This window comes from Mangrovibrevibacter kandeliae (assembly GCF_024519155.1).
Classification (GTDB): Bacteria; Pseudomonadota; Alphaproteobacteria; order Rhizobiales; family Rhizobiaceae; genus Mangrovibrevibacter; species Mangrovibrevibacter kandeliae.
In genome coordinates, this window is sequence record NZ_JANIFJ010000002.1 from 303,996 (window position 1) to 329,866 (window position 25,871).

The window sequence follows — 25,871 nt, forward strand, 5'->3', positions numbered from 1 at the left end:
TGGCAAATGCGGGCCCGCGGCTCCGCAGGCCACGGCGTCTCGATCAGACGCCGGCCGGGCGCGGCTGCAGCGGCGGATCGACCTCGGGCGGGATCGGGCAGAGATAGGGCTTCTTGGCGAGCCGCGCCTGATGGTCGGCCTTCGCCTGCTCGAGCAGCGCCGGGTCCTTCAACAGGTCGACGGCGGTGCCGGCCATCACCTTCGCGGCCCAGGTCAGGCCCTTGTAGGCCGGGCCGGCCTTGCCCTGCGCGGTGATCTGCCAGGAGTGGCCGGGCGTCCCGATCGCGTGGGTGGCGACCCGCGCCTGCACGGTCGGCACCTTCCACGACACGTCGCCGACGTCGGTGGAGCCGATCATCGGCTCGCCGACCTGGTCGAGCGGCACGATGAAGTCGCAGAGCGGCTGGTCGGCCTTCGGCTCGACGCCGCAGCGATTGTAGTCGCTGGCGATGTCCTCCTCGCTGAGCGTCGCCTGGATCTCGGCGGCGAAGGCGCGGTCGGCGTCGTCGAAGGCGACCGGGCCGAGCCGTTGCATGTTGGCGAACATCGTCTCCTCCATCGGCGTGTTGCCGAGAAGGTTGGAGACGGCCGAGAGGATTTTGATCTCGACCTCGGTCTCGGTCATCATCGCCGCGCCCTTGGCGATCTTGATCACCCGCTCGTTGAGCGCCTTCATGCCGTGGATGTCGAGCGCGCGCACGGCGTAGCGCACCTTGGCGCGGCCCTGCACGACGTTGGGCGCGATGCCGCCACCGTCGATCATCGCGTAGTGGATGCGCGCCGAGGACGGCATGTGCTCGCGCATGTAGTTGACGCCGACATTCATCAGCTCGACGGCGTCAAGCGCCGAGCGCCCGAGATGCGGCGCCGCGGCCGCGTGGCTGGCGCGCCCGGTGAAGGTGAAGTCGATGCGCGTGTTGGCGAGCGACAGCGCCTCGTCGACGCGGGTCAGCGAGGCCGGATGCCAGGTGATCGCGGCATCGACGTCGTCGAAGATGCCGGCGCGCACCATGAAGGCCTTGGCCGCCCCGCCTTCTTCCGCCGGGCAGCCGTAGTAGCGCACGGTGCCGGGCTGGCCGGTCTCCTTGAGGTAGTTCTTCATCGCGGTGGCGGCGAGCAGCGCCGCCGAGCCCAGCATGTTGTGGCCGCAGCCATGGCCGAAGCCGTTGCCGGGCAGCGGCTTCGGCTCGGCGATGTTGGCCTCCTGGCTGAGACCCGGCAGCGCGTCGTACTCGCCGAGGAAGGCGATGATCGGTCCGCCCGAGCCGGCCTCGCCCATGACCGCGGTCGGAATGCCGGCCGGGCCCTCGGTGACGGCGAAGCCTTCGTCCTTCAGCATCGCCGTGTGTTCGGCGGAGGAGCGGAATTCGGTGTAGGCGAGCTCGGGCATCGACCAGATGCGGTCGCTGAGGTCCTCGTAGGCCTTGCGGCGCGCCTCGACGTGGTCCCAGATCGGTTCGGAATTGTGCATCACGTGTGTCCTCGGGGTCTTCGGTTCGGCAGTCGATCCGGGCCGCTCAGGCGGCGGCGCGGGCCTCGTCGTTGAGATGGCAAGCCGACAGGCGGCCGGGAGCGATCTCCTTCAGCGCCGGCCGCTCGACGATGCAGCGCTGGTGGGCATGCGGACAGCGCGGGTGGAAGTGGCAGCCGGTGGGCGGCTTCAGGGGCGAGGGAATCTCCCCCTTGATCGGATTGAAGGCCTTCTTCTTCGTCTCGAAGGTCGGGATCTCGGCGACCAGCGCCTGGGTGTAAGGATGGTTCGGCCGGCGCAGCACGTCCTCGGCCGCGCCGAGCTCGACCAGGCGACCGAGATACATCACCGCGATGCGGTCCGAAATGTGCTCGACGACGCCGAGGTCGTGGCTGATGAACAGGTAGGTGAGATCCAGCTCCTCGCGCAGCCGCATGAACAGGTTGAGGATCTGCGCCTGGATCGAGACGTCGAGGGCCGCGACCGACTCGTCGCAGACGATGAAGTCCGGCTTCACCGCCAGCGCCCGGGCGATGCCGATGCGGGCGCGCTGGCCGCCCGAGAACTGGTGCGGGTAACGCTTGCGGGTCGTGGGGTCGAGCCCCACCCGGTTCAGGAGGTCGTCGACATAGCCGTCCTGCTCGCGCCGCGAGACGATGCCGTGGACGCGCGGTGCCTCGCCGACGATCTCGTCGACCCTGAGGCGCGGGTTGAGCGAGGACATCGGGTCCTGGAACACCATCTGGATCTTCAGCGCCGCCTCGCGCGCCTCGGCGCCGCGAAGCGCTGCAACGTCCCGGCCCCGAAACCGGATCTGCCCCTCGCTTGGCGGCATCAGGCCGGCGACCATGCGCCCGAGCGTGGACTTCCCGCAGCCGGACTCGCCGACGAGGCCGAGCACCTCGCCCTTGCGGACCGAAAGCCGCACCCCGTCCACCGCATGCACCGTCAGCGGCTCGACCTTCGAGCCGAGCAGGCGCGCGGTGCGCTCGGCGATGTCGAGTTCGGTGACGAAGCGCTTGGAGACCGCGTCGATCTCGAGAATGGGCGTGTCGGTCAGCATGACGCGGCGAGCGCCTCCTCGGCCGCTTCGAGATAGGGATGAACGCAGCGGGCGCGTCGGCCGGGCAGGAGCTCGGCGAGCGCCGGCTCGACGAGGCACGCGGCGTCGGCGCGCGGGCAGCGCGGGCGGAACTTGCAGCCCTCCGGCAGCCGGAGAAGCGAGGGCGTCATGCCCGGGATCTGCGCGAGCGGGGCCCCGTGGCGCTTGCCCTGCGGCACCGAGTCGATCAGCCCGCGCGTGTAGGGGTGGAGAGGTCGAGCGATCACCTCGGCGGTGTCGCCGGTCTCGATGATCCGGCCGGCATACATCACCGCCAGCCGGTCGGCGAGACCGGAGACGACGGCGAGATCGTGGGTGATCCAGATCAGCGCCGTGCCGGAGCGGGCGCAGAGCGCCTGCACCTCGGAGAGGATCTGCGCCTGGATGGTGACGTCGAGCGCCGTCGTGGGCTCGTCGGCGATGATCAGATCCGGCTCGTGCAGGAGCGCGATGGCGATCGCCACGCGCTGGCGCATCCCGCCGGAGAACTGGTGCGGATAGCTCTCCAGCCGCTCGTCCGGCGAGGAGATGCCGACCGCCGCGAGCGCCGCCCGGCAGCGTTCGCGCGCCGCTTGGCGCGACATCGGCGCGTGCGCCAGCACCGTCTCGATCATCTGCGTGTCGACCCGCAGCACCGGATTCAGCGTCATCATCGGATCTTGGAAGATCATCGCGATGCGCTTGCCGCGCAGGCGCCGCAGCGTCGCCTCGCCGGCCGCCACGAGGTCCGCGCCGTCGAAGAGGATCTGGCCCGAGACGACCTTGCCCGGCGGATCGACGAGGCCGATCAGCGAAAAGCCGGTGACCGACTTGCCCGAACCGGACTCGCCGACGAGCCCGAGGATCTCGCCCCGGTCGAGCGAGAAGCTGACGCCGTCGACCGCCTTCGCGACGCCGTCACGGGTGAAGAAATGCGTCGCGAGATCGCGAACCTGAAGAAGCGTCATGACTGCAGCCGCGGATTGAAGATGTCGCGCAGGCGATCGCCGACGAGATTGATGGCGATGATGGTGACCACCAGCGCGACGCCGGGGAACAGGCTGACCCAGTAGCGGCCGGACAGGAGGTAGTCGTAGCCGTTGGAGATCAGGAGGCCGAGCGAGGGTTCGGTGATCGGCACGCCGACGCCGAGGAAGGACAGCGTCGCCTCGAGCGCGATCGCCTGGGCGATCTGGACGGTCGCGACCACGATCAGCGGCGGCACGCAGTTCGGCAGGAGGTGGCGGAACATGATGCGCCGATGCGACAGGGCGAGGCATCGCGCGGCGTCGATGTAGTCCTTGCGCCGCTCGACGATCGCCGAGGACCGAACCGTGCGGGCGTAATAGGCCCACTGCACGATGACGAGCGCGAGGATGACCTTGTCGACGCCGCGCCCGAGGAGCGCGAGCAGGATCAGCGCGATGAGGATCGCGGGGAAGGACAGCTGCAGGTCGACCACGCGCATGATGAGCGAGTCCGTCCGCCCGCCGAAATAGGCGGCGGCGACGCCCGCCGCGACGCCGACCACGATGGCGCAGGCGAGCGAGACGAGCGCGACCACGAGGCTGATCCTCAGCCCGTAGGCGATGGCCGAGAGCATGTCGCGGCCCTGCTGGTCGGTGCCAAGCCAGTAGGTGCCGCCGGTCGCAAAGCTCGTCTCGCCCGGCGGGAGGCCGCCGTCCATGATGTCCAGCTGTGCGAGATCGTACGGGTTCTGCGGGGTGATCCAGGGGGCCAGGATCGCGATCAAGGCGATCACCACGAAGAGGCAGAGGCCGAACACGGCGAGACGGTCGGCGAAGAAGTCCTGCGCCAGGCGCTTGAGCGGGCTGTCGACCCGTGCCGGCTTGGCGGGCTCGGCAATGTCCGCCTTCGGCTCGAGCGCGCCGACGATCGTCTCGCCGCTCATGCCTTCACCTCCGACAGGCGCACCCGCGGATCGAGTGCCGAGTAGAGGACGTCGACGGCGAGGTTGATGCCGACGATGATGAGGACCGTCAACATCAGGTAGGCGACGATCAGCGGCCGGTCGAGGAGGTTGATCGAGTCGATCAGCAGCTTGCCCATGCCCGGCCAGGCGAACACCGTCTCGGTGACGATGGCGAAGGCGACCATCGAGCCGAGCTCGAGGCCGATGATGGTGACGACCGGGATCATGATGTTCTTGAGGATGTGGACGAGCACAACCCGGCGGGTCGACAGGCCCTTGGCGCGGGCGAACTTGACGTAGTCCTGCAGCGCGACCTCACGGGTGTTGGCCCGCGCGAGGCGGATCACCAGCGACATCTTGAACAGCGCGAGGTTCAGCGCCGGCAGGATCAGGTGCTTCAGCCCGTCGAGTGTCAGGAAGGACACGCGGACGCCGAGGAGGTCGACCGTCTCGCCGCGCCCACCCGCGGGCAGCCAGCCGAGCAGCACCGCGAAGACGAGGATCAGGAGCATCCCCTGCCAGAAGTTCGGCAGCGAGAAGCCGAGGATCGAGCCGGCCATGATCGAGCGGCCGCCGACCGAGTTCGGCTTGAGGCCGGCGAGGACGCCGAGCGGCACGCCGATGCCGACCGACAGGATCAGCGCGACGAGCGCCAGTTCCATCGTCGCCGGCAGGCGCTCCAGGATGATCTCCATGGCCGGCCGGCCGTAGACGAAGGAGCGGCCGAGATCGCCGTGCAGGGCGTTCCAGACGAAGATGCCGAACTGCTCCAGGAGCGGCCGGTCGAGGCCGAGCCGGTGCGTCGTCGCCGCGATCTCGGCCTGCGTCGCCTCCGGATTGATCAGGATGTCGACCGGATTGCCGATCGCGTAGACCCCGACGAAGACCAGGATCGCCATCGCCGCGACGGCGATGAGGCTCTGGCCGAGACGGCGCACCAGATAGACGATCATTTCGCCCTCCAGGGGCTGCGGGCCGCGCCCGCGCGGCCCCTCGAAGCTGCTCGATCGAGGCCTCCCGCCGGCGAGCCGTCGCCGGGAGGCCTGCCTTTTACTGCGCCGGCTTCACCTCGGCGGCGATGGTGTACTGGTCGACGCGCGCCTCGTAGCTCAGCGCCGGCTTCATCGCCCAGACGGTCTGCTCGTAGTGCAGCGGGATGATGCCGTAGTCGTCGAGCACCAGGCCCTCGGCCTTCTTCAGAAGGTCCTCGCGCTTGGCGTCGTCGATGGTCGACATCGCCTCGATCAGCACCTTGTCCATGTCCGGGTTGGAATAGCGTCCGGCATTGGTCGGTCCCATCCCCGTCGCCTTGTCGTAGGTCGCCACCAGCGACTTCAGCGGCGAGGACATCTCGCCCGAGGCGGCGCCCCAGCCGGCGAGGTAGACCGGGAAGTCGAGGGCGTTGCGCCGCGAGAAGAACTGGCTCGCCGTCATCGCGTCGACATTGGTCTTGATGCCGATGCGGGTCAGCATCTGGGCGATCGCCTGCGCCACCTTCTCGTCGTTGATGTAGCGATCGTTCGGCGTGCCGAGGGTGATGGTGAAGCCGTTGGGATAACCGGCCTCGGCGAGCAGCTGCTTGGCCTTGTCCGGATCGTAGGTGTCGGCGTCGCGCCCATTGGTGCCGAACATCGGCGGCGGCAGCAGCTCGCCCGCGGCGACGGCATAGCCGCCCATGATGCGCTCGACAATCGCGGGACGATTGATGGCGAGCGAGATCGCCTCGCGCACCCGCTTGTCGAGCAGCGGGTTCTTGCCGTCCGTGCCCTCGATGGAGGGCGCCTTGTCGTCCTGCTGGTAGAGGTGGAGGTAGATGATGCGGTTCGACAGGGCGTCGACGATCTTGAAGCCGGCGTCCTTGATGCGCGGGATGTCCTGGATCGGCGGCGACTCGATCATGTCGACGTCGCCGGCGAGCAGGGCCGCGACGCGAGGCCCGTCGCTGGTGATCGGACGCATCGTCACGGTATCCCAGGCCGGGGCGTCGCCCCAGTATCCGTCGAACTTCGTCAGCACCAGCTGGCTGCCGCGGGTGAACTCCTTCAGCTCGTACGGCCCCGTGCCGACGGCCACCTCCGGCGCGTTGAAGGCCGGCGACTGCGGCACCTCGCCGAGCCCCTCGCATTCGCCCTTGGGCTTGTAGGTGATGGTCTTCTCGGCGCCCAGCGCGTCGGCCGAGAGGATCGGCAGGCTCGCCATGTTGGTCGGCAGCAGCGGGTTCGCCGCCTCGGTCTTGATGATGACGGTGTGATCGTCCGCGGCGGACGCATCGACGATGTCGCCGGTGTAGATCGTGTAGGAGGACGGGGAGTTCTCGACCAGCGGCGGACGGCAGAGCGTGTAGAGCACGTCGCGCGCCGTGAAGGCGCTGCCGTTCTGGAACTTGACGCCATCGCGCAGGGTAAAGCGCCAGGTGGTGTCGTCGACCGCCTCCCACGTCGTCGCGAGGCCCGGCTGCAGGCGCTGTACTGCGTCCTGCTTCGTCAGGCCCTCGAAGATGTTCTCCAGCACTTGGGTGTTGGTGGCGAGGTTGTGGAACTGCGGATCCATCGAGGTCGGCTCGGACTTCAGGCCGATGGTGAGGTCGGCTGCGCCGGCCGCCGTGGCGAGCGTGCTGCCGGCAAGCAGCGTGGCGATTAGAAGGGCTGGTCTGGCGGTCATCGGGCGAGCCTCTCTTGGTGCATGGTCCGGTGTTCCGGCGGCGACCCGGAAGGCCCGCCGGCGTTGGCAAGCACGCTATTATGCGCTAAATGAATGTCAACACGGTTTCTCTATGTGCATTGCACATACTTGTTGCACGCCTCTGCATCAAAAGGTTCACATGCTGAAAAATGCGGCGGCGCCCTCCGGGCCGGAACGGCGCCGTACCGGCTTCACCCTTCGCGAGCTCGAGGTGCTCCGTGCGCTGGTGCAGACCGGCAAGGCCACCGTGGCGGCCAGACGCCTCGGCATGTCGCAGCCGGCCGTCAGCCGCGCCCTCGGCCAGCTGGAGGCTCAGCTCGGGCGGCAGCTCTTCGAGCGCGCCGGCAACCGCCTGATCCCGAACGGCGAGGCGCTGTCGATCAGCGAACAGCTGGGGCCGGTCTTCGCCGCCCTGTCGCGCATCGCCGACCGGTCTGAACCCGAACCGAGCACGCATAGCGGCCAGCTGCGCATCGTCGCGCCGCCGACCATCGCCCACCGGTTCCTGCCGACCCGGATCGCCGCCTTCACCAAGCACAACCCGAAGCTCGACATCGTTTTCGACGTGATCTCCTCGGACAGCCTGATCACCAGCATCGCCGAGGGGCAGCACGACGTCGGGCTGACCGACGCGCAGACGGCGCACGAGGGGATCCGCCCCGAGCTTCTGCTGGCAACCTCCGGCATCTGCGTGCTGCCGGCCCGTCATCCCCTCGCCGACCTCGTCACCATCCGCCCGGAGCATCTGGAGAACGAGAACTTCATCGCCCTCACGCGCCGCCATTCGGCGCGCGCGGCGGTGGACCGCGTGTTCGAGCGCGCCGGCGTGCGGCGGCGCGTCGTGATCGAGACGGCGACGAGCGTCTCGGCGGCCGAGTTCGTGCGCGAAGGCCTCGGCATCGCCGTGATGAACCCGTTCCCGATCGTCCACCAGCTGGGGAGCGGCATCGTCGCCCGTCCCTTCGAGCCGAGCATCCCCTACCGCACCAACTTCCTGCTGCCGGCCGGGCAGGCACCGTCAGCCGCGACGCTCGCCTTCATCCAGGCGACGCGCGCGAGCATCGAACCCGGTGACGGCCTGCCGCACGAGACGAGCGACAATGACGGAGACTGACATGCCCATCCCGACGACCCGTGCGATCCTGGCCGACCTCGTCGGCTTCGACACCACGAGCCGCGACTCCAACCTGCCGCTGATCGCCCACGTCGAGGCCTTTCTCGGCCGCTACGGGGTCGAGAGCCGGCGCGTCTACGACGAGACCGGCGCGAAGGCCAACCTCTGGGCGACGATCGGGCCGAAGGACGTGCCGGGCCTGATCCTGTCGGGCCACACCGACACCGTGCCGGTCGACGGGCAGGACTGGGCGAGCGATCCCTTCGGCATCGAGGAGCGCGACGGCAGGCTCTACGGGCGGGGATCCTGCGACATGAAGGGCTTCCTCGCCGCTGCACTGGCGGCGGTGCCTTCGATGGTGGCGGCCGATCTCGCAAGGCCGATCCACCTCGCCTTCTCCTACGACGAGGAGGTCGGCTGCGTCGGGGTCAAGCGACTGCTGGAGGTGCTGCAGGACGAGCCGGTGAAGCCGGCCTTCTGCATCGTCGGCGAGCCGACGCTGATGCAGGTGGTGATCGGCCACAAGGCCAAGCGCTCGATCCGCGTCACCGTGCGCGGACGCACCTGCCACTCGTCGCTGGCGCCGCAGGGCGTCAACGCCGTCGACTATGCCGCGCTGCTGATCGTGCGGATGCGCGAGATCGCCCGCCGCCTCGCTGAGGCGGGCGTCGTTGATGCCGCCTACGACGTGCCCTACACAACCGCCCACACCGGCGTGGTCAATGGCGGGACGGCGCTCAACATCGTGCCGGACCGCTGCCGCCTCGACTGCGAGTTCCGGGTGATGCCGGGAGAGGACGCCGATGCGCTCGTCGACGAACTCCAGGCCTATGCGCGCGAGCTCGAGGCGGAAATGCAGGACGTCGCGCCGGAGGCCGGCATCGAGGTGGACGTCTTCGCCGGCTTCCCCGGCCTCGAGACGGCGCCCGAGGCCGACGTCACCGTGCTCGCCAAGCGCCTCGCCGAAAGCAACGGCCACTCCAAGGTCGCCTACGGCACCGAGGCGGGCCGCTTCCACGCGATGCTGGGCGTGCCCACCGCCATCGTCGGCCCCGGCTCGATCGAGCAGGCGCACAAGGCCGACGAGTACATCGAGATTGCCCAGCTCGACGCCTGCGACCGCTTCATGCAGCGGCTGGTGGAGTGGGCGCGGCAGGGCTGAGCAGCCAGCCGACTCAGGAACGCGCAGCCTCGCAGACACCGCTTCTTCTCCCCTCCGGGGAGAAGTGCCGGCAGGCGATGAGGGGACGGTGATTCAGCAAATGCGACCTGCGGGAGAGCGATGCCCTCACCTGGCTGCTCGCTGATCGCTCGCATCCACCCTCTCCCGGTTCGGGAGAGGAACGGCGACCGTCCTGCATCGCCGCATCGAGCGCCCTGACCCATCCTTCGCTTCGAGGACGATGGGCGTCCCCGTCAATAAACATCCGCCTGATATCGGCCGGCCTTCTTGAGACCCTGCACGAACATCACCGCCTCGTCGGTCGTGCGGGCGCCGTGTTGGGCGACGACCTCGACCACCGCCGCCTCGACGTCCTTGGCCATGCGCTTGGCATCGCCGCAGACATAGAAGTGCGCGCCACCGGCAAGCCACTGCCACAGGTCCGGTCCGGCTTCGCGGATGCGGTCCTGCACGTAGACCTTCTGCGCCCCGTCCCGCGACCAGGCGAGCGCGAGCCGCGTGAGATGGCCGCTGGCGCGCATCGCCTCCAGCTCGTCGCGGTAGAAGAAGTCGCAGGCCTCCTGCCGATGGCCGTAGAACAGCCAGTTGGGACCGGGAGCCCCGGTCGCCTGCCGCTCGTGCAGGAAGGCGCGGAACGGCGCGACGCCGGTGCCGGGGCCGACCATGACGACCGGCGTCTTCGGATCGGCCGGCAGAGCGAAGTTGTGCGCCTTCTGGACGTAGGCCTTCAGCACGTCGCCCTCGCGGGCGCGGTGGCCGATGAAGGTGGAGGCGACGCCGAGCCGCTTGCGGCGGCCGACGAGGTAGCGCACCGCGTCCACCGTCAGCGACAGCCGTCCGGGCGTCGCCGCCGGCGAGGAGGAGATCGAGTAGAGCCGCGGCTGCAGCGGCTCGAGCACGTCGACGAAGGCCTCCGGGTGCGGGCGGGCCTGCGCGAACTTCTGCACCACGGCGAAGACGTCGAGCGTCGCCGCGTCGCCGTCCGGATCTTCGCCGCGCGCCAGGGCTTTCGCCTTGTCGCGTGCCGTGCCGCCAAGGATGTAGGAATAGAGCTCGAAGAGGGAATCGGGCGCAAGGCCGAGCGAGACCTCGTCGACCAGCACCTCGCGCAGCGTGCGGCTGCGCACCGGGACGGTATGGGCGGCGCCGAGCATGGCAATGATCTGGTCGACATGGCCGAGGTCGTTCTTCGGAAACAGACCGAAGGAGTCCCCGACGCGGTAGGAGAGGCCGGCGCCGGCGATGTCGAACTCGACGTGGAACGTCTCCTTTTCGGAGTCCCCGCCATTCAGGCGGCGGCGCGAGAGGAAGGTCACCCCCGCCGGGCTCTCGCGCGACTCGCCGAGCGCGTGGAGCGGCTTGGCGCCGGGCTCGGCCGGCGGCGCGTCGATCTCGATCGCTGGAGACCGGCCGGCACCGGCGGAGGCGTCGCCCGGCAGCTCGGTCACGAGCTGCTTGACCAGCCGCAGGGTCTCCTTGCCGCCGGGCACGCAGAGATTGAGGCGATCCTCCTTTTTCAGAAAGAGCGCGTTCGCATAGTCGGCGCAGTTGTAGCCGCACTGGCCGCAGTCCTGCTGCGCCATCGCCGCCATCAGGCGCGGCGCCGGCGGCGCGTCCTTGGCAAGCGCCATGCGCTCGTCCGCCGGCATCGACGGGTCGTGCCAGGGCGCCGCGTCGTTGTCGGCGAGAACCGGCCCGGTTGATCCGGCGGGCAGGCCCGGCAGCGCCAGACCCTCGGCCGGCCCCGCGGGGGCGAGCGGCGCGAGCGCGGCGGTGAAGAAGCCGGACAGCCATTCCCGCTGGGCGAGGGAGAACGGCGCGGTCTCCGGAATGGCGACGCGCGGGACGATGGGCGCCTGGACGGTCACCGGAACGCCTCCGCGGCAGCCTTGAACGCTTCGGGATCCACCCGCCGCGAGAAGCCGGCAAAGCTTTCGGTGGGCTCGGCCCGGTTGACGAGATAGGCGCGCAGCAGCCGCTCCACCGTTTCCGGCAGGTCCTCGGCCTTGAGGTCGGGATAGAGCAGCGTCGCGATCGCGGCGTCCGTACCGAAGCCACCGCCGACATGCAGATGATAGCCTTCGACCTGGTCGCCGTCCTCGCTCACCGTCACCTTGGTGCCGACGAGGCCGATGTCGCCGATGTAGTGCTGGGCACAGGAATTCGGGCAGCCGGTGAGATGGATGTTGATCGGCTGGTCGAGGTCGAGCCCGCGCGCGTCGAGATGGTCGGCGATGGCCGCGGCATGTCCCTTGGTGTCCGAATTGGCGAACTTGCAGCCGCGATTGCCGGTGCAGGCGATGAGGCCCGCGCGCACGGCCGTCGTCTTCCAGTCCAGCCCGCAGGCGACAAGGCGATCCTGCGCCTCCCCGACCTTGGCATCGGGAATGCCGGACAGGATCAGGTTCTGCCAGACCGTGAGCCGCACGTCGCCGTCGCCGCACGCGGCCGCGATCGCCGCGACCGCGCGCATCTGGTCGGCCGACATCCGGCCGGTCGTCAGCGCGACGCCGATCCAGTTCAGTCCCGGCTGCTTCTGCCGGTGGACGCCGATATGGGCCTGGCGGTCGACCGCCGCGCGCGGCGCCGCATGGGATGCGTCGAGCCGGGCGAGCGGAGCCCCGAGCTTCTCCTCCACGGCCGCGACGAACCGCTCGAACCCCCAGTCGTCCAGGACGTATTTCAACCGCGCCTTGTTGCGGTTGGTGCGGTCACCCTGCTCGACGAAGACCTGCACGATCGCGTCAGCGACCCTGACGGCATCCGCCGTGGGAAGCACGACCCCCGTGTCGCGGGCGAAATCCTTGTGGCCGGTGATGCCGCCGAGCGTCAGGCGATACTGAACGCCGGAGGACACGCTCGCGCCGTCGCCGACCGCGATCGCCTGGAAGCCGATGTCGTTGGTGTCCTCCAGCGTCGGGATCAGGCCGCCGCCATCGAAGGCGACGTTGAACTTGCGCGGCAGGTCGTACATCTCGCGGCTGTTGAGCACGTGGTGGTGCCAGGCCCGCGCATCGGCGCGCGTGTCGTGCAGCTCCACAGGGTCGATGCCGGCGGTCGCCGAGCCGGTCACGTTGCGGATGTTGTCGGCGCCCGACCCCTTCGCGACGATACCGAGGTCGATCAGCCCCTCGACGAGCGCCGGGCCGTTCTGCGGCACGATCTCGCGCAGCTGCAGGTTGGCGCGGGTGGTGACGTGCGCATAGCCGCCGGCCAGCCGCTCGGCGAGGTCGGCGATGCCGGCGAGCTGCCAGTGGCTGAGGATGCCGTTGGCGATGCGCAGCCGGCACATGTAGCTGTCCTGCGCCGGTGCGACGTGGAAGAGGCCGTGATAGCGCCAGCGGAAATTGTCGGCCGGCTTTGGCTTGGTGCCGGCGAGCGCCTCGGCCTTGAGCCGGGCATAGGCGTCGAGCGGATGCTCGTCGCGCTTCCACTTCTCGGGATCGACGAGCTTGCCGCCGCGGGCGACCTGCGCGTTCTGCGCCTTCAGCATCGCCGCGTCGGGTCCGGCTGGCTCACCTTCGGCGGTGCCTCCGGGCGCCGGAAGCGCACGCACGGCGGCGGCGCCCGAGGCAAATCCCTCGAGCCAGCGGCGCTGTTCGGAGGAGAAGTCTTCGCTCATGCGGCTGCTTCGTCTGTAAAATAGGAGAAGGCGTCATGCCGGAGGGGCCGATCCCCGTCCGGCCGGCGAGGGTCGGCGATCACCAGGCCTTGTAGCCGAGGTACTTGCCGCTCATCCGCACCTCGATCCGGTCGCCCTTCTCGTGCGGCACGCGCTCGACGTCCATCTCGAAGTCGATGGCGCTCATGATGCCGTCGCCGCACTTCTCCTGGATCAGTTCCTTGATCGTCTTTCCGTAGACGCCCATGATCTCGTAGAAGCGGTAGACGCAAGGGTCGGTCGGGATCGTCTGGTCGAAGATCTTGGTCGGATACTCCGACAGGACGATCGCCGCCTCCTGCGGCAGGCCGAGCGTGGTGACGAGCGCCTCGGCCTTGTCCTTCGGCAGCGAGTTCATGCCGAGGCAGGCGGAGGTGGTGAACACCTCGCTCATGCCGATCGCCTCGGCGATGGCGTGCCAGGTCATGCCGGACGCGCGCTTCCTCTCGTAGACCATCTCGGTCACGTCCTGCTTGGTCATCATCGCTCGAATACTCCTCGACTGACGGTTCTGCCGGCTCGGCCGGACGGCGGCGCCTGCCGACGCCGCCGCGTGTCGCGCGGACGGGGGTGTGCGGGCCCTACTCGGCCGGCACGCCGATCGCACCGGCCATGGGGCGCGGCTCGACGCGGCGGCTCGGGGCGGTGCGCACATGGGTCGAGTAGAGCGTCAGGCCGACGAAGGAGAGGCCGCCGACGAGATTGCCGATCACCGTCGGGATCTCGTTCCAGATGAAGTAGTCCATGATGGAGAAGTTGCCGCCGAGCATCAGGCCGGACGGGAACAGGAACATGTTCACGATGGAATGCTCGAAGCCCATGTAGAAGAACAGCATGATCGGCATCCACATCGCGATCACCTTGCCCGACAGATGGGTCGACATCATCGCGGCGACGACGCCGGTCGAGACCATCCAGTTGCACAGGACGCCGCGGATGAAGAGCGTCAGCATGCCGCCGGCGCCGTGCGCGGCGTAACCGACGGTGCGGCCCTCGCCGATGTGGCCGATGGCCTGTCCGACTGCATTCGGCTCGGTGGTGAAGCCGAAGGTGAAGACAATCGCCATCATCACCGCCACCGTCAGCGCGCCGGCGAAGTTGCCGAGGAAGACGAGGCCCCAGTTGCGCAGGAGGCCGTTCAGCGTGACGCCCGGCCGCTTGTCGATGAGGGCGAGAGGCGCCAGGGTGAAGACGCCGGTCAGGAGGTCGAAGCCCATCAGGTAGAGAAGGCAGAAGCCGACCGGGAAGAGCACCGCGCCGGCGAGCGGCTGGCCGGTCTGCACGTTGATGGTCACCGCGAAGGCGGCGGCCAGCGCGAGGACGGCCCCCGCCATGAAAGCGCGGATCACCGTGTCGCGGGTGGACATGAAGATCTTCGCCTCACCGGCGTCCACCATCTTGGTGACGAATTCTGTCGGCGCGATATAGGCCATCGGCGTCTTCCTTGCTGGTCTCAGGTCAAGCGGGACCGGTCGCGCGGAGGCGCCGGCGAGAGTTCGGAGCGGTGTCGTCGTTCGGATGTGCGCCGGGCAGCGCGGTGCGGGTCGACGGCTGGCGACACGCCACGTCTCTGCGCGACGGCCATCGTCGCCCGGTCTGTTCGACAGGTCTGGTCTGGGGATCACCGTGGCATCATTGCCGGGCCGGACGCGGCACCCCACAGCTCTGCGAGGTGGCAAGCGGTGCGGTCTCGAGCCGCATCGCGCGTCGCCGATCAGCGATCTTGCAGTGCAGCTAAGCGGATGACGAAGCGTTAAGCAAGCGCAAATAATGTGCAAGTCGCACCGTTCGCGCGCGTGTTTTGCCAGCAGTCAGCACGGCTTAGCGTTTGGTCCGGTCGAACGGGCCTTCGGCGGGATCGCTCCCCGCCGGGATCCGCAGATCGGATCCGCCGAGCGTCGGCGCGAAGGGCGAATGGGACAGGGCCGCATTGAAGAGATCCGGCCGGTAGGTCGCGACGGCTCGCCGGCGATTCTCGGCGCGGTCTTCGGCGTCGCCCCAGCGGACCATCTGCTGGAACAGCCAGAGCGCGTGGGCGGACTCCGGCCGGTTGGCGTCGTGCCGGGCATAGAGGATGAACTCCTCGACCCGCCGCGTCTCGCCGCCGCCGAGCATCAGCTCTCCCTCGAGGGCGGGCCGCAGCAGGGCGGCGTCGACGCCGAGACAGTCCGCCCGGCTCAGGAGCGCGACGAGATCGCCGTGGTTGGCGGAATCGTCGCACCAGGCCGCCGCCGCCACGATCGCCCGCACGAGGCCGGCAGCGGCATCCGGGTGCTCGCGGGCGAAGGCCTCGGAGACGCCCAGCACCTTTTCGGGACTGCGCGGCCAGATCTCGGCCTTGGTCGTGACGATGCGGCCGGCGCCTGCGGCGACCGCGACCGTGCCCCAGGGCTCGCCGACACAGAAGCCGTCGATGTGGTCGGCCATCAGCGCGTCCGCCATGAACGGCGGCGGCACGACCGTCGTCGCAATGTCCTGCACCGGATCGATGCCGCAGGCGGCGAGCCAGTAGCGGAGATCGTAATTGTGCGAGGAGTGCGGGTGGACGACGCCGAACCGCAGGGGCGGCCGGCCGGACGCCCTGCGCGCCGCGACGACGCGCGCGAGGGCCGCGCCGGCCGCCGCCGGCCCCTCGGCGAAACCCGCCGCCCGCATCTCGTGGAACAGGGCCATCTGCACCGTGACGGTGTTGCCGCCCCGCCCGAGCGCCACGGGCGCGATTATCGGGGTCGAAAGCGGCCCGAGGCCGAGGCTCGCGGCGATCGCCATCGGCCCCAGCATGTGCGCGACGTCGAAATGGCCGATCGCGGTCCGGTCGCGGATGTTCGCCCACGACGTCTCGCGCGTCAGCTTGAGGGCGAGCCCCTCCGCCTCGGCAAAGCCGCGCTCGGCGGCCACGACCAGCGCCGCGCAGTCAAGAAGCGGGATGTAGCCCGCGCGGACGAGGGTCATGCTCATGCGTCGTCCCCGAGCAGCGACTGGGCGGTGACGAGGCTGCGCGCCACCTCGGCGATGCGCCGGTTCTCGTTCATCGCGGTGCGGCGCAGGAGAGCGTAGGCCGAGGGCTCGTCGAGGCCCCGGCGCTTCATCAGGATGGCCTTGGCCCGGTCCACCAGTCGTCGCTCCTCGAGCTCGCCCCGCGCCTGCTCCAGCTCCTGCTGCAGGCGGCGGAAGGCGTTGAAGCGGGAGATCGCCATGTCGAGGATCGGCTTGATGCGCTCCTTCTTCAGCCCGTCGACGACATAGGCCGAAACCCCGGCCTCGATCGCAGCCTCGATCGAGGCCGTATCCGACCGGTCGACGAACATCGCCACCGGCCGCTGCACCGAGCGCGAGACCTGGAAGAAGTGTTCGAGGCGGTCGCGGTTCGGATTCTCGAGATTGATCACGATCACGTCCGGCGCGAGCCGTTCGATCTCGCGCACCAGTCCCTTCATCTCGGTGACCAGCGTCACCTGCGTATGGCCGGCCTCGCGCAGGCCGTCCTCGATTATCGCGGCCCGCGCCCGCTTCTCGTCCACCACCAGTATCGACAGCATCGCAATCCGCCGGCCCGTGCGGGCGCCGCGGCCCGCCTGCCGCAACATTGCACATGCAAAGAGATTATGCAGCCGCAGACGGCGACGGCGACGGCGACGGCGACGGATTGGAGCGGCCCGTGAGCTCGCCTCGTCGAGGTCTTTCGACCCTCAGAGCGCCGCGACGCGCGCCTCGGTTCGCGCAATCAGGCGCATCAGCTCCGCATGGTCGGTCGCCGAGAGCTTCGGGCCTGGCGCGCGGGTGCGCGGATTGGCGATCGCACCCCGGTGATGCAGGACAGCCTTGCGCACCGCGAGACCGTAGCCCGGCTGCTGCTCGTAGCGCAGGATCGGCAGATAGGCGTCGAAGATGTCCTCCGCCCGGTCGGCCTCGCCCGCATGATGCGCCGCGACGACCTGGACCAGCATCTCCGGATAGGCAAAGCCGGTCATCGCCCCGTCGGCGCCGCGGGCAAGCTCCTGCGGCAGATAGAGGCCGCCATTGCCGCACAGGATCGACAGGCGCGGCGTCTCCGCCGTGCCCGAGCCGGCGCGCACCGCCGAGATCTTGGCGAGGCCGGGGCAGTCCTCGTGCTTCAGCATGACGATCTGCGGGCAGTCGCGCGTCAGCGTCAGGATCGTCCCGACCGAGACCGGCACGCCGGTGGTCTGCGGAAAGTCCTGGAAGCACACCGGCACGTCCGGGCCGAGGGCCTCGCAGACCTGGTGGAAATAGCCGCGCACCCGGTCTTCGACCGCTGGCCCAGGCGTCGGGGCGATCATCACGCCGGCCGCGCCTTCGTCCATCGCGAAGTGCGAGAAGTCGCGGAGCATGTCGAGCCCGGCGCCGGAGGCGCCGACGACGACCGGGATCCGCCCGTCGACCCGGCGCATCACGCGGGTGGCAAAGCTCCGCGCCTCCTCTGCGGTCAGCTTGTTCGCCTCGCCGAGGATCCCGAGAATGGTCATCCCGTCGACGCCGCTCTCCAGATAGAAGTCGACGAGCCGGTCGGCACTCTCGAGGTCGACGGCACCCTCGGCGGTAAAGGGCGTTGCAGCGATGATGAAGACGCCGCGCGTGTCGCGGGCGATGCGGTGGCTGGGCATGGTCATCCTCTCTCGAGCAATGGTCGGCGGCACGCGTCGAACCGCGCGCCAGGCCGGACGGACGCGACGTCCGGGTCCGCTCGCGCCCGCTTTAGTGCGTTTCGGGGCGGCACGGAACCGGCTCCGTCTCCTCCCAGGCGAGGTGATCCGCAAAGGCGCGATCGCGGGGACATGTCCGCACGCGTCGCAGCGCCGCCGCTCGCCGCATCCCTCGCCGCTCAGTCCGTCGCGAGGAGCAGCCGTCCGCGCGTCACCGCGCCCGCCTCCATCATCCGATGCGCTCGCGCGGCCTCGGCAAGCGGCAGGACACCTGCCACCTGCGGCGCGATCTCGCCCTTCGCCGCCATGGCGAGGATGGCCGCGACCGGCGCAGGGGCATCGGCGATCATGGCGCGGCTGACGCGGACGCCGTGGGCCTCGCCCCTGTCGACGATCGGCGCGGCGACGAGCCAGACGAGCTGGCCGCCCCGCTTCAGCACCGGATAGGACCGCTCGTGCGTGGCGCCGCCGACGAGATCGAAAACGACGTCCTGGTCGCGCAGCGTCCCGAAGTCCTCCGCGTCATAGGCGATCGCCCGCTTTGCCCCGAGCGAAAGGACATGGTCGCGGTTCGTCGCCCGGCAGGTCGCGGTCACCTCGGCGCCGAGCCCGCGACAGAGCTGGACGATCAGGCCGCCCACGGCGCCCGAGCCGGCGTGGACGAGCACCTTCATGCCGGGCTGGATACGCGCCGTGTCGAAGACGGAGATGAAGGCGCTGAGTCCGGCGTTTACCAAGCTCGCTGCCGCGGCCGCCGGGAGGCCGTCCGGGATCGCGACGAGGTCGGCCGCGCGCGAGATCCGCTCCTCGGCGTAGCTGCCCTGCGTGCCGTGGCCGGCCAGGACGCAGACGCGGTCGCCGACGGCAAAGCCCGTGACGTCCGGCGCGACCTCGCTGACCACGCCGGCACCGTCGCGGCCCGGGATCTTGGGAAAGTCGACCGCGAAATGCGCTTTCAGGGCTCCGGCCCGAAGCTTGCAGTCGAGCGGTGTGACGCTGGCATGGCTCAGCCGGACGCGCAGTTCGCCGGGCTCGAGCGGCCGCGCCGGACGCTCGACGAGCGCGAGCACCTCCGGCCCGCCATAGCGCTGATATTCGATCGCCTTCATGGCGGGTCTCCGAAGTCTATCGAGAACGGGCGGGACGGCGCGCCCGGGTCAGTCGGACGCCGGCGGCGCGACGGCCTTGGCCAGCGCGACGGCCGATCCCGCCAGCAGCATCGAGTCCGACGCCACGATGAACAGGCTGACGCCCGCTGCGCGCCATGCGGGGACGTCGTCGGCGGACGGTCGGAAGAGCCCGACGGCCTTGCCGGCGGACGCGCAGGCGGCGATGACCGACCGGATCGCCGCGTCGAGCCGCCCTGATCCCTCCGGGCCGAAGGCGCCCATCGACACCGCGAGGTCGCCGGGTCCGATGAAGACGAGATCGACGCCCGCGACCGCGGCGATGGCGTCGATGTTCTCGACGGCACGGACCGTTTCGACCTGAACGGCGAGGAGGATCCGCGCGTTCGCCCCCGCGACATAGGCGGCGATGTCGTAGCCGTAGCCGGATGCCCGGCCGGGACCCGCGCCGCGCTCGCCATCGGGCGGATAGCGCGTCGCGCGCACCGCCGCTTCGGCCTCCGCGGCGCTGGAGACGCGCGGAACCAGAACCCCCTGCGCACCGGAATCCAGCGCGGCGGCGATCGCCTCGGCATCGTTTCCGGGAACGCGAACCATCGCGGCGGCCCCGCCCGCCTCCACGGCCCGGACGAGGTTCTCCACCTCGCTCCGGTCGATCTGGGCGTGCTCCCAGTCGATGCAGACGAAGTCGAAGCCGGAGCGCGCGGTCACCTCCGCCGCAGCCGGATGCGGGATCGCCGCGAAGATGCCGAGAAGGGGCGCGCCCGAGCGGCCCCGCTCCCGCAATGTCGCCTGCGCCATCGGCCCGTCCTTCTGCTCGCGTGGAGATCGCCGGGGACTTTCGTGCATTGCCGGCTTCTCGGCAAGCTACTTCATACTTAAACTAATGGCTTCGGGGCGTGAGCCGGCCTGCGGCGCGGCCTTCCATCGGAGTGCGACGATGATCAAGCGACACCCGCTGAATGGCGCCAATCGGCTGAAGCTCGGGATCTTCTCGACCAATGCCGACGGCGGCCTCGCCATCACCACGGTGGAGGAGCGCTGGAAGGCGCGCTGGGACGACAACGTGACGGCCGCCCAGATCGCCGACCGCGCCGGCCTGGAGTTCATCCTGCCAATCGCCCGCTGGAAGGGGTTCGGCGGTCAGACGCATGCCCGCGAATGGTCGTTCGAGACCTTCACCTGGGCGGCGGCGCTCGCCGCCTCGACCGAACGGATCGGCCTCTTCATGACGGTCCACGTCCCGGTCATGCATCCGCTCTATGCGGCCAAGGCGCTCGCGACCGTCGATCACATCTCGAAGGGCCGCGCCGGCCTCAACATCGTCTGCGGCTGGAATCCGTCCGAATTTGCCATGTTCGGAATCAAGCTCGGCGAGAAGGGCTACGACCAGGCCGCCGAATGGCTGGAGATCGTCGAGAAGGCCTATGCCTCGGACCAGCCGTTCGACTATGACGGCACCTATTATCAGCTGAAGCAGGCGATCAGCCGCCCGGCGAGCCTCCAGTCACCGCGCCCGGTGACGATGAACGCGGCCTTCGGCGGGCCCGGCCGGGACTTCGCGGCAAAACACTGCGAATACATCTTCACCACCTTCTCCGAACTCGAAGGCGCGGAGCGGCATGTCGCCGACATCGCGGAGCGGGCCGCGAGGGCCGAGCGTGAGGTCGGGCTCTACACCGTGTGCCACGTCGTCTGCCGTGAAACCCAGGAGGAGGCGGAGGCCTATTACAGGCGCTATGCGCTGAACGAGGCCGATCACGCCGCGGTCGAAACCCACATGGCCGGCAAGAAGGAATTCTCCTCCTCGCACGATGCCGATGCCTACGACCGCTACCGCCAGCGCTTTGCCGGCGGCGCCGGCTCGTATCCGCTCGTCGGGACGCCGGAAAAGATCGCGGCGGACATGATCCGGATCAGCGAACTCGGCTATGCCGGGATCGCGCTGTCCTTCGTCAACTACACCTACGAGCTGCCCTTCTTCTGCGATCGCGTGCTGCCGCTCCTGGAGCAGGCCGGCCTGCGCGCCTGATCGAGGCGGGGCGAGAGCCGCCGAGCGGCCCACGGGCCGGCTCGCCTGGGCTCCGCGCCCGCTACCGGAGCATCGTCCCCACGGCGTATCCGGAGCCGCCGCCGAGGCCGGGGCCCGGATGCGTCGAGGCGCCGATCTGGTGGAGGCCGGCGATCCCCGTCGCGTGGTTCTTCGAGGTCGAGAAGGGCCGCCAGAGGAAGAACTGGTCGATCGTCGCCGCGCCCCCATACGGGTCACCGCCGACGAGATTGACGTTCATCGCCTCCAGATCGGAGGGTGCGTATGCCTTGCGCGCGACGACCGTCTCGGCAAAGCCCTCGATGTGCGCGGCGAGGATCGCCTCCACGCGGTCCGCATAGGCCTCCCGCAGCGCATCGGTCCAGCGCCCGTCCGGCGGGACGTCGATCGTGCCGCCGGCATCGCCCTTCACCTGCCGCGGCGTTTCGGGAAGCTGCAACCACAGGATGCCGGCGCCGTCCGGGCAGCGCGTCGGATCGAGCGCCTGCGGCTGGCCGACGCAGATCGTCGGCACCTCGGACAGCATCCCGCGTTCGCATTCGTTGACCGCCTTCGAGACCCCGTCGAGGCCCGGCGTCAGGTGGATCAGCGCGACCGTGTCGAGGCCGGCGGACCGCCAGCGGGGCGGGCGCGTCAGCGCGTAATGGATCTGCATGTCGCCCTTGCCGTAGCGATAGGCGGCGGCGCGCTCGCGGGTCGGCGCATCGACGAGTTTTGCCGGCAGGAGGCGGCCGTAGAGCTGCGTCGGCGTGACCGAGCAGATGACGCCACGCCGCGCCTCGACCACCGTTCCGTCGGCGAGCCGGACGCCGGTCGCGCGTTCCCCGGAGACCATAATCTCCGCGACGTCGGCGCCCGTGCGGATCGATCCGCCATGCTCGGCGATCAGGCCCTCGAAGGCCGTGACCGCCTTCGACGCGCCGCCCTTGACGACAGGAGCACCGGCGGCCTCCAGCGCGAAGGCGATGATCCGCGCCATCTCGCCGGAAAAGGCGCCTTCCGGTCCGAGGCCGGCATGCAGCACCCAGGGCGCGAGCAGCGCGCGCGCCAGCTCCGACCGGAAGCTCTGCTCCAGCCAGGCGCGGCCCGGCCTGAGGGCTTCGCCGAGCCGCGCGGCGAGCCCCCGAACCCCGCGACGGCGCGCCTCGCCAAAGAGGAGCCTGGCCGTCGGCAGGCTCCACAGCGTTCCTCCCAGAAGGCCGAACAGCAGCGGCGCGTCGCGCTCGACCATCGCCATCTCCTCGCGGTAGCGCGCACCGTCGCCCGGGGAGAGTTCGTCCAGCCGGGCGATGTTGGCGGCCCTGTCGGTCGTCAGGACGAGGCTCTGCCCGTCCGGCATGAGGACGGCGGTCGGATGGGCCGTGTTGGCGAAGTCGAGCCCATGCCGGGCGAGATCGGCCCCGAGTTCGGCGAAGGCCGGAGACGTGACGAACAGGACGAAGGTCGCGGCCATGACGTCGTGCCGGTAGCCCGGCGCCGTGATCTCCTCGGTGCGCATGCAGCCACCGGCGACCGCCTCGCGCTCCAGAACGACGACCGTCCGGCCTTTGCGTGCCAGGAGTGCCGCGCAGGTCAGCCCGTTGATGCCCGATCCGACGACGACATAGTCTGCGGTCATGCGACGCTCCGCTTCGACGGCTGCAATCGGCCCGGGCGAGGCCGGTTCTGCGCGGCGGCCGATGCCCGGAAGCCTATTGCCAATCGATGCATATGCAAATGTACAGGCTTAAAATAATCTCGGCGTCCGGTCGGTGATCCGGCCCGCTCCCGCCGGCCCCGTCCGGCCGCCCGCGACGGAGGACAGCGCCTTTGGCCAGGGAATTCGATGCCGTCTTCATCGGCGCCGGGCACAACGCCCTGGCGGCTGCGGTCCATCTCGCCTCCCGCGGCTGGTCGGTCGGCGTCTTCGAGCGGAACGAGGCTCCGGGCGGCGCCTGCCGCACCGAGGAGGTGACGCTTCCGGGCTTCCGTCACGACCTCTACGCGACCAATCTCGGCCTCTTCGCCGGCTCGGGCTTCTTCCGCGACCATGGCGACGCGCTCGCCCGGCACGGTCTCGCCTTCGTCCCGACCGACGATTGCTTCGCCTCGCCAGCGCCGGACGGCTCCTGGTTCGGCGTCTCCCGCGACATCGAGAAGACGGTCGCACGGGCCACCGCGCTGTCGCCGGCCGATGCCGCGCGCTGGCGCCAGATGGTGGCCGATTTTGCAGGCGATGCGCCGCACCTCTTCGCCCTCCTCGGCGCACCGATGGGCCGGCGCCGGCTGGCCGCGCTCGGCTGGAAGGCGTGGCGCGCCAAGGGCACGTCCGGGCTTCTTGAACTGGGCCGGCTGCTGACCTCCTCGCCGCGCGAGTTTCTCCAGCGCAACTTCGAGGCGCCGCTGATCCAAGCGGCGCTCGGCGCCTGGGGCATGCATCTGGACTTCGCGCCCGACGTCGCCGGCGGCGCGCTGTTTCCCTATCTCGAAGGCATGGTCGACCAGACCATGGGCATGGTGATCGGCAAGGGTGGCGCGGACACCATCATCAAGGCCATGGTCGCCAGGATCGAGGAACTCGGCGGCAGCGTCGTGACCGGAGCGGAGGTGTCCGCCATCCGCCGCCGGTCCGGCCGGGCCGACGGCATCGTCCTCGCGGACGGCAGCGAGGTCGCCGCCCGGCGCGCGGTGATCGCCGGCGTGACGCCGGGCGCCCTGGTCGACCGGCTGCTCGCCTCGTCGGCGGGCAGCGGCGACGACGGCTTCGACCGGGGCGCGCGCACGTTCCGTCACGGTCCGGGGACGATGATGGTCCACCTCGCGCTGTCCGGTCTGCCCGACTGGACCGCCGGCGCCGAACTGCAGCGCTTCCTCTACGTCCACCTCGCGCCGGATCTCGACGGGATGGCGCAGGCCTATGCCGAGGCGATGGCCGGCCTCCTGCCCCGCCGGCCGCTTCTCGTGGTCGGCCAGCAGACGGCCGTCGATCCCTCGCGCGCACCGGCCGGCCGGCACACGCTCTGGGTCCAGGTGCGCGTGGTGCCCGGCACGATCCGGGGCGATGCCGCGGGCCGGATCGAGGCTCGCGACTGGGCACAGGCGGGCGCTGCCTATGCCGACCGGGTGATCGACATCATCGAGGACTACGCCCCGGGAACGCGGGCGAAGATCCTCGGCCGCCATGTCGAGACGCCCGCCGATCTCGAGCGGCGCAACCCCAATCTCGTCGGAGGCGACGGCATCGGTGGCAGCCACCACCTGTCGCAGAACTTCCTGTTCCGGCCGATGCCGGGCTGGGCGCGCTATCGCACGCCGGTCGACGGGCTCTATCTGATCGGCGCCTCGACCTGGCCGGGCGGCGGCCTCGGCGCTGGCTCGGGCTACCTCTTGGCGCAGGATCTGGCGGGGCGCTGAGCGCCGCCGCCATCGCGCTGCCCGTTACCCGAGCACCTTTCCGGGGTTGAGGATGCCCTTGGGATCGAGCGCCCGCTTCATCCGGCGCATCAGGTCGAGCTCCTCGTCCGAGCGCGTGTAGGAGAGGTACTTGCGCTTGAGGAGGCCGATCCCGTGCTCCGCCGAGATCGTGCCGCCGGCGCGGCGGATGGTGTCGTAGACGAAGCCCGTGATGGCCTCGCCGGGCTGCGCCAAGCCGGCCGACGGCACGTGGACCACCAGATGCAGGTTGCTGTCGCCGATATGGCCGTAGGACAGCGCGATCGCGTCCGCCCAGCGCGCCCTCAGCCCGGCCTCCAGGACCTCGACGACCTCGCCGGTGCGACCGGCGGAGAGCCCGACGTCGAAGGCGGTGATCGGGCCGAGCACCTTGGAGTATTCCGACACGCTCTCGCGGATTGCCCAGAGATCGGCGACGTCCGTCTGCGATGCGGCAAGGACCGCGTCCTCGACATCACCCGCCTCGAGCGCCGCACCGAGAACGGCTTCCAGCCGCGCGGCCTCGTGCTCGGCATCGAAACCGCTCGCCTCGATCACGACGTAGATGCCGTGCCGTCCGGCCAGCGGGCGCGGCAGATGCGGCAGGCTGCCGGCCATGAAGTCGTAGAAGCTCGGCCACATCACCTCGAAGGAGGTGAGCGACGGCCCCAGCCCGGCGCGCATGGCCTTGAGGAGCGACAGAACGGCCTCGAAATCCCGGCAGCCGCAGAGCGCGCTGGTCGAAAAGCTCGGCCGGGGCTGCAGTCTGAGGACGGCGCGGGTGATGACGCCGAGCGTCCCCTCCGAGCCGATGAACAGCTGCTTGGAGTCGTAACCGGCGTTGTTCTTCAGCATCTTGTTCAGCGAGGAGACGACCGTGCCGTCGGCGAGCACGACCTCGAGCCCGAGCACGTGCTCGCGGGCCATGCCGTAGCGGATCACCCGATTGCCGCCGGCATTGGTCGCCAGGTTGCCGCCGACCGTGCAGGAGCCGCGGGCGCCGAGGTCGAGCGCGAGGAACAGCCCGGCGTCCTCGGCCGCCGCCTGGGCGACCTGCAGCACGGTGCCCGCCTCGACGGTCATGGTGGCCATCGCCGGGTCGATCTCCTCGATCCGGTTCATGCGCTCCAGCGACAGCGCCACGGCGTCGCCGACCGGGTGCGCCCCGCCGGCAAGGCCCGTCAGCCCGCCCTGCGGGACGAGCGCGATGCCGTGCGCGTCGCAGAGCTTCAGCGTTGCCGCGACGTCCGCCGTCGTGCGGGGACGCACGAGCGCCAGCGGCCGGACCGGCGGCAGGCCGCTCCAGTCGTGCGTCGCCCGCTCCGGGATGCCGTCGCCCACCGCGACGAGATCGTCGCCGAGATGCGCGCCGAGAAGTGCAAGCCGATGGTCCATCACGATCCTCCGCCGGAGAAAGGCAGGCGGTGCGCCCGACCCGCGCGCCGAAGCCGGCAGCTTATATGCATTTTCATATATTCCCAGCGTGTGATGCGG

21 protein-coding genes are annotated in these 25,871 nt (G+C 69.8%); 4 read left to right on the forward strand and 17 right to left on the reverse strand.

Annotation, left to right across the window (positions count from 1 at the left end):
- Positions 1–43 precede the first annotated feature (43 nt).
- The 6 genes from NPA30_RS07725 to NPA30_RS07750 form a co-directional block, all read right to left on the reverse strand.
- A complete protein-coding gene (locus tag NPA30_RS07725; protein WP_256801993.1) occupies positions 44–1,471 on the reverse strand; it encodes a M20 family metallopeptidase in 1,428 nt (475 codons plus the stop codon).
- A gap of 46 nt (positions 1,472–1,517) precedes the next feature.
- Entirely contained in the window at positions 1,518–2,534 is a 1,017-nt protein-coding gene (locus NPA30_RS07730) for an ABC transporter ATP-binding protein (protein ID WP_256801995.1), read from the reverse strand.
- A complete protein-coding gene (locus NPA30_RS07735) occupies positions 2,528–3,520 on the reverse strand; it encodes an ABC transporter ATP-binding protein (RefSeq protein WP_256801996.1) in 993 nt (330 codons plus the stop codon). Before NPA30_RS07735 ends, NPA30_RS07730 begins: the two co-directional genes overlap by 7 nt.
- Entirely contained in the window at positions 3,517–4,464 is a 948-nt protein-coding gene (locus NPA30_RS07740) for an ABC transporter permease (protein ID WP_256801997.1), read from the reverse strand. The genes NPA30_RS07735 and NPA30_RS07740 overlap by 4 nt, the downstream gene beginning before the upstream one ends.
- Complete coding sequence (locus NPA30_RS07745; RefSeq protein WP_256801999.1) at positions 4,461–5,438, reverse strand: ABC transporter permease; 978 nt, start codon at positions 5,436–5,438, stop codon at positions 4,461–4,463. The genes NPA30_RS07740 and NPA30_RS07745 overlap by 4 nt, the downstream gene beginning before the upstream one ends.
- Before the next feature lie 97 nt (positions 5,439–5,535).
- A complete protein-coding gene (locus NPA30_RS07750) occupies positions 5,536–7,146 on the reverse strand; it encodes an ABC transporter substrate-binding protein (RefSeq protein ID WP_256802000.1) in 1,611 nt (536 codons plus the stop codon).
- A 160-nt stretch (positions 7,147–7,306) separates the two neighbouring features.
- Here NPA30_RS07750 and NPA30_RS07755 point away from each other — a divergent pair, with 160 nt between their 5' ends.
- Together NPA30_RS07755 and argE are read left to right on the forward strand one after the other, a co-directional pair.
- A complete protein-coding gene (locus NPA30_RS07755; protein WP_256802003.1) occupies positions 7,307–8,281 on the forward strand; it encodes a LysR substrate-binding domain-containing protein in 975 nt (324 codons plus the stop codon).
- 1 nt (position 8,282) lies between these two features.
- Positions 8,283–9,443 (forward strand): acetylornithine deacetylase, encoded by a 1,161-nt coding sequence (gene argE, locus NPA30_RS07760; RefSeq protein WP_256802007.1) that lies wholly within the window; start codon positions 8,283–8,285, stop codon positions 9,441–9,443.
- A 254-nt stretch (positions 9,444–9,697) separates the two neighbouring features.
- Here argE and NPA30_RS07765 read toward each other — a convergent pair whose 3' ends face one another.
- From NPA30_RS07765 to NPA30_RS07805, 9 genes are all read right to left on the reverse strand, one after another.
- Positions 9,698–11,332, reverse strand: a complete 1,635-nt coding sequence (locus tag NPA30_RS07765; RefSeq protein ID WP_256802008.1) for a sulfite reductase subunit alpha — start codon at positions 11,330–11,332, stop codon at positions 9,698–9,700.
- Positions 11,329–13,086 (reverse strand): NirA family protein, encoded by a 1,758-nt coding sequence (locus NPA30_RS07770; RefSeq protein WP_256802010.1) that lies wholly within the window; start codon positions 13,084–13,086, stop codon positions 11,329–11,331. The genes NPA30_RS07765 and NPA30_RS07770 overlap by 4 nt, the downstream gene beginning before the upstream one ends.
- Before the next feature lie 79 nt (positions 13,087–13,165).
- Entirely contained in the window at positions 13,166–13,609 is a 444-nt protein-coding gene (cynS, locus tag NPA30_RS07775; RefSeq protein WP_256802015.1) for a cyanase, read from the reverse strand.
- A gap of 97 nt (positions 13,610–13,706) precedes the next feature.
- Complete coding sequence (locus NPA30_RS07780; protein ID WP_256802018.1) at positions 13,707–14,558, reverse strand: formate/nitrite transporter family protein; 852 nt, start codon at positions 14,556–14,558, stop codon at positions 13,707–13,709.
- Positions 14,559–14,946: 388 nt separating this feature from the next.
- Complete coding sequence (locus tag NPA30_RS07785) at positions 14,947–16,083, reverse strand: CmpA/NrtA family ABC transporter substrate-binding protein (protein WP_256802019.1); 1,137 nt, start codon at positions 16,081–16,083, stop codon at positions 14,947–14,949.
- Positions 16,080–16,664, reverse strand: a complete 585-nt coding sequence (locus NPA30_RS07790; protein WP_256802021.1) for an ANTAR domain-containing response regulator — start codon at positions 16,662–16,664, stop codon at positions 16,080–16,082. The genes NPA30_RS07785 and NPA30_RS07790 overlap by 4 nt, the downstream gene beginning before the upstream one ends.
- Before the next feature lie 150 nt (positions 16,665–16,814).
- Positions 16,815–17,750 (reverse strand): dihydrodipicolinate synthase family protein, encoded by a 936-nt coding sequence (locus tag NPA30_RS07795; RefSeq protein WP_256802022.1) that lies wholly within the window; start codon positions 17,748–17,750, stop codon positions 16,815–16,817.
- A gap of 218 nt (positions 17,751–17,968) precedes the next feature.
- Positions 17,969–18,898, reverse strand: a complete 930-nt coding sequence (locus tag NPA30_RS07800; RefSeq protein WP_256802024.1) for an NADP-dependent oxidoreductase — start codon at positions 18,896–18,898, stop codon at positions 17,969–17,971.
- A gap of 48 nt (positions 18,899–18,946) precedes the next feature.
- Positions 18,947–19,765, reverse strand: coding sequence for an HpcH/HpaI aldolase family protein (locus NPA30_RS07805; protein WP_306228806.1), 819 nt, complete (start codon positions 19,763–19,765; stop codon positions 18,947–18,949).
- A gap of 91 nt (positions 19,766–19,856) precedes the next feature.
- Between NPA30_RS07805 and NPA30_RS07810 the strand changes: the two genes are divergently transcribed.
- Positions 19,857–20,948, forward strand: a complete 1,092-nt coding sequence (locus NPA30_RS07810; RefSeq protein WP_256802025.1) for an LLM class flavin-dependent oxidoreductase — start codon at positions 19,857–19,859, stop codon at positions 20,946–20,948.
- Between the two features lie 61 nt (positions 20,949–21,009).
- Here the strand turns inward: NPA30_RS07810 and NPA30_RS07815 are convergent, their stop codons facing one another.
- Positions 21,010–22,584: a phytoene desaturase family protein gene (locus NPA30_RS07815; protein WP_256802026.1), complete on the reverse strand. Its 1,575-nt coding sequence runs from the start codon at positions 22,582–22,584 to the stop codon at positions 21,010–21,012.
- Positions 22,585–22,775: 191 nt separating this feature from the next.
- Between NPA30_RS07815 and NPA30_RS07820 the strand changes: the two genes are divergently transcribed.
- Positions 22,776–24,359, forward strand: coding sequence for a phytoene desaturase family protein (locus NPA30_RS07820; RefSeq protein WP_256802027.1), 1,584 nt, complete (start codon positions 22,776–22,778; stop codon positions 24,357–24,359).
- A gap of 24 nt (positions 24,360–24,383) precedes the next feature.
- On the opposite strand, the gene NPA30_RS07825 is transcribed toward NPA30_RS07820, so the two are convergent.
- Positions 24,384–25,772, reverse strand: coding sequence for an FAD-binding oxidoreductase (locus tag NPA30_RS07825; RefSeq protein ID WP_256802028.1), 1,389 nt, complete (start codon positions 25,770–25,772; stop codon positions 24,384–24,386).
- Between the last annotated feature and the right edge of the window lie 99 nt (positions 25,773–25,871).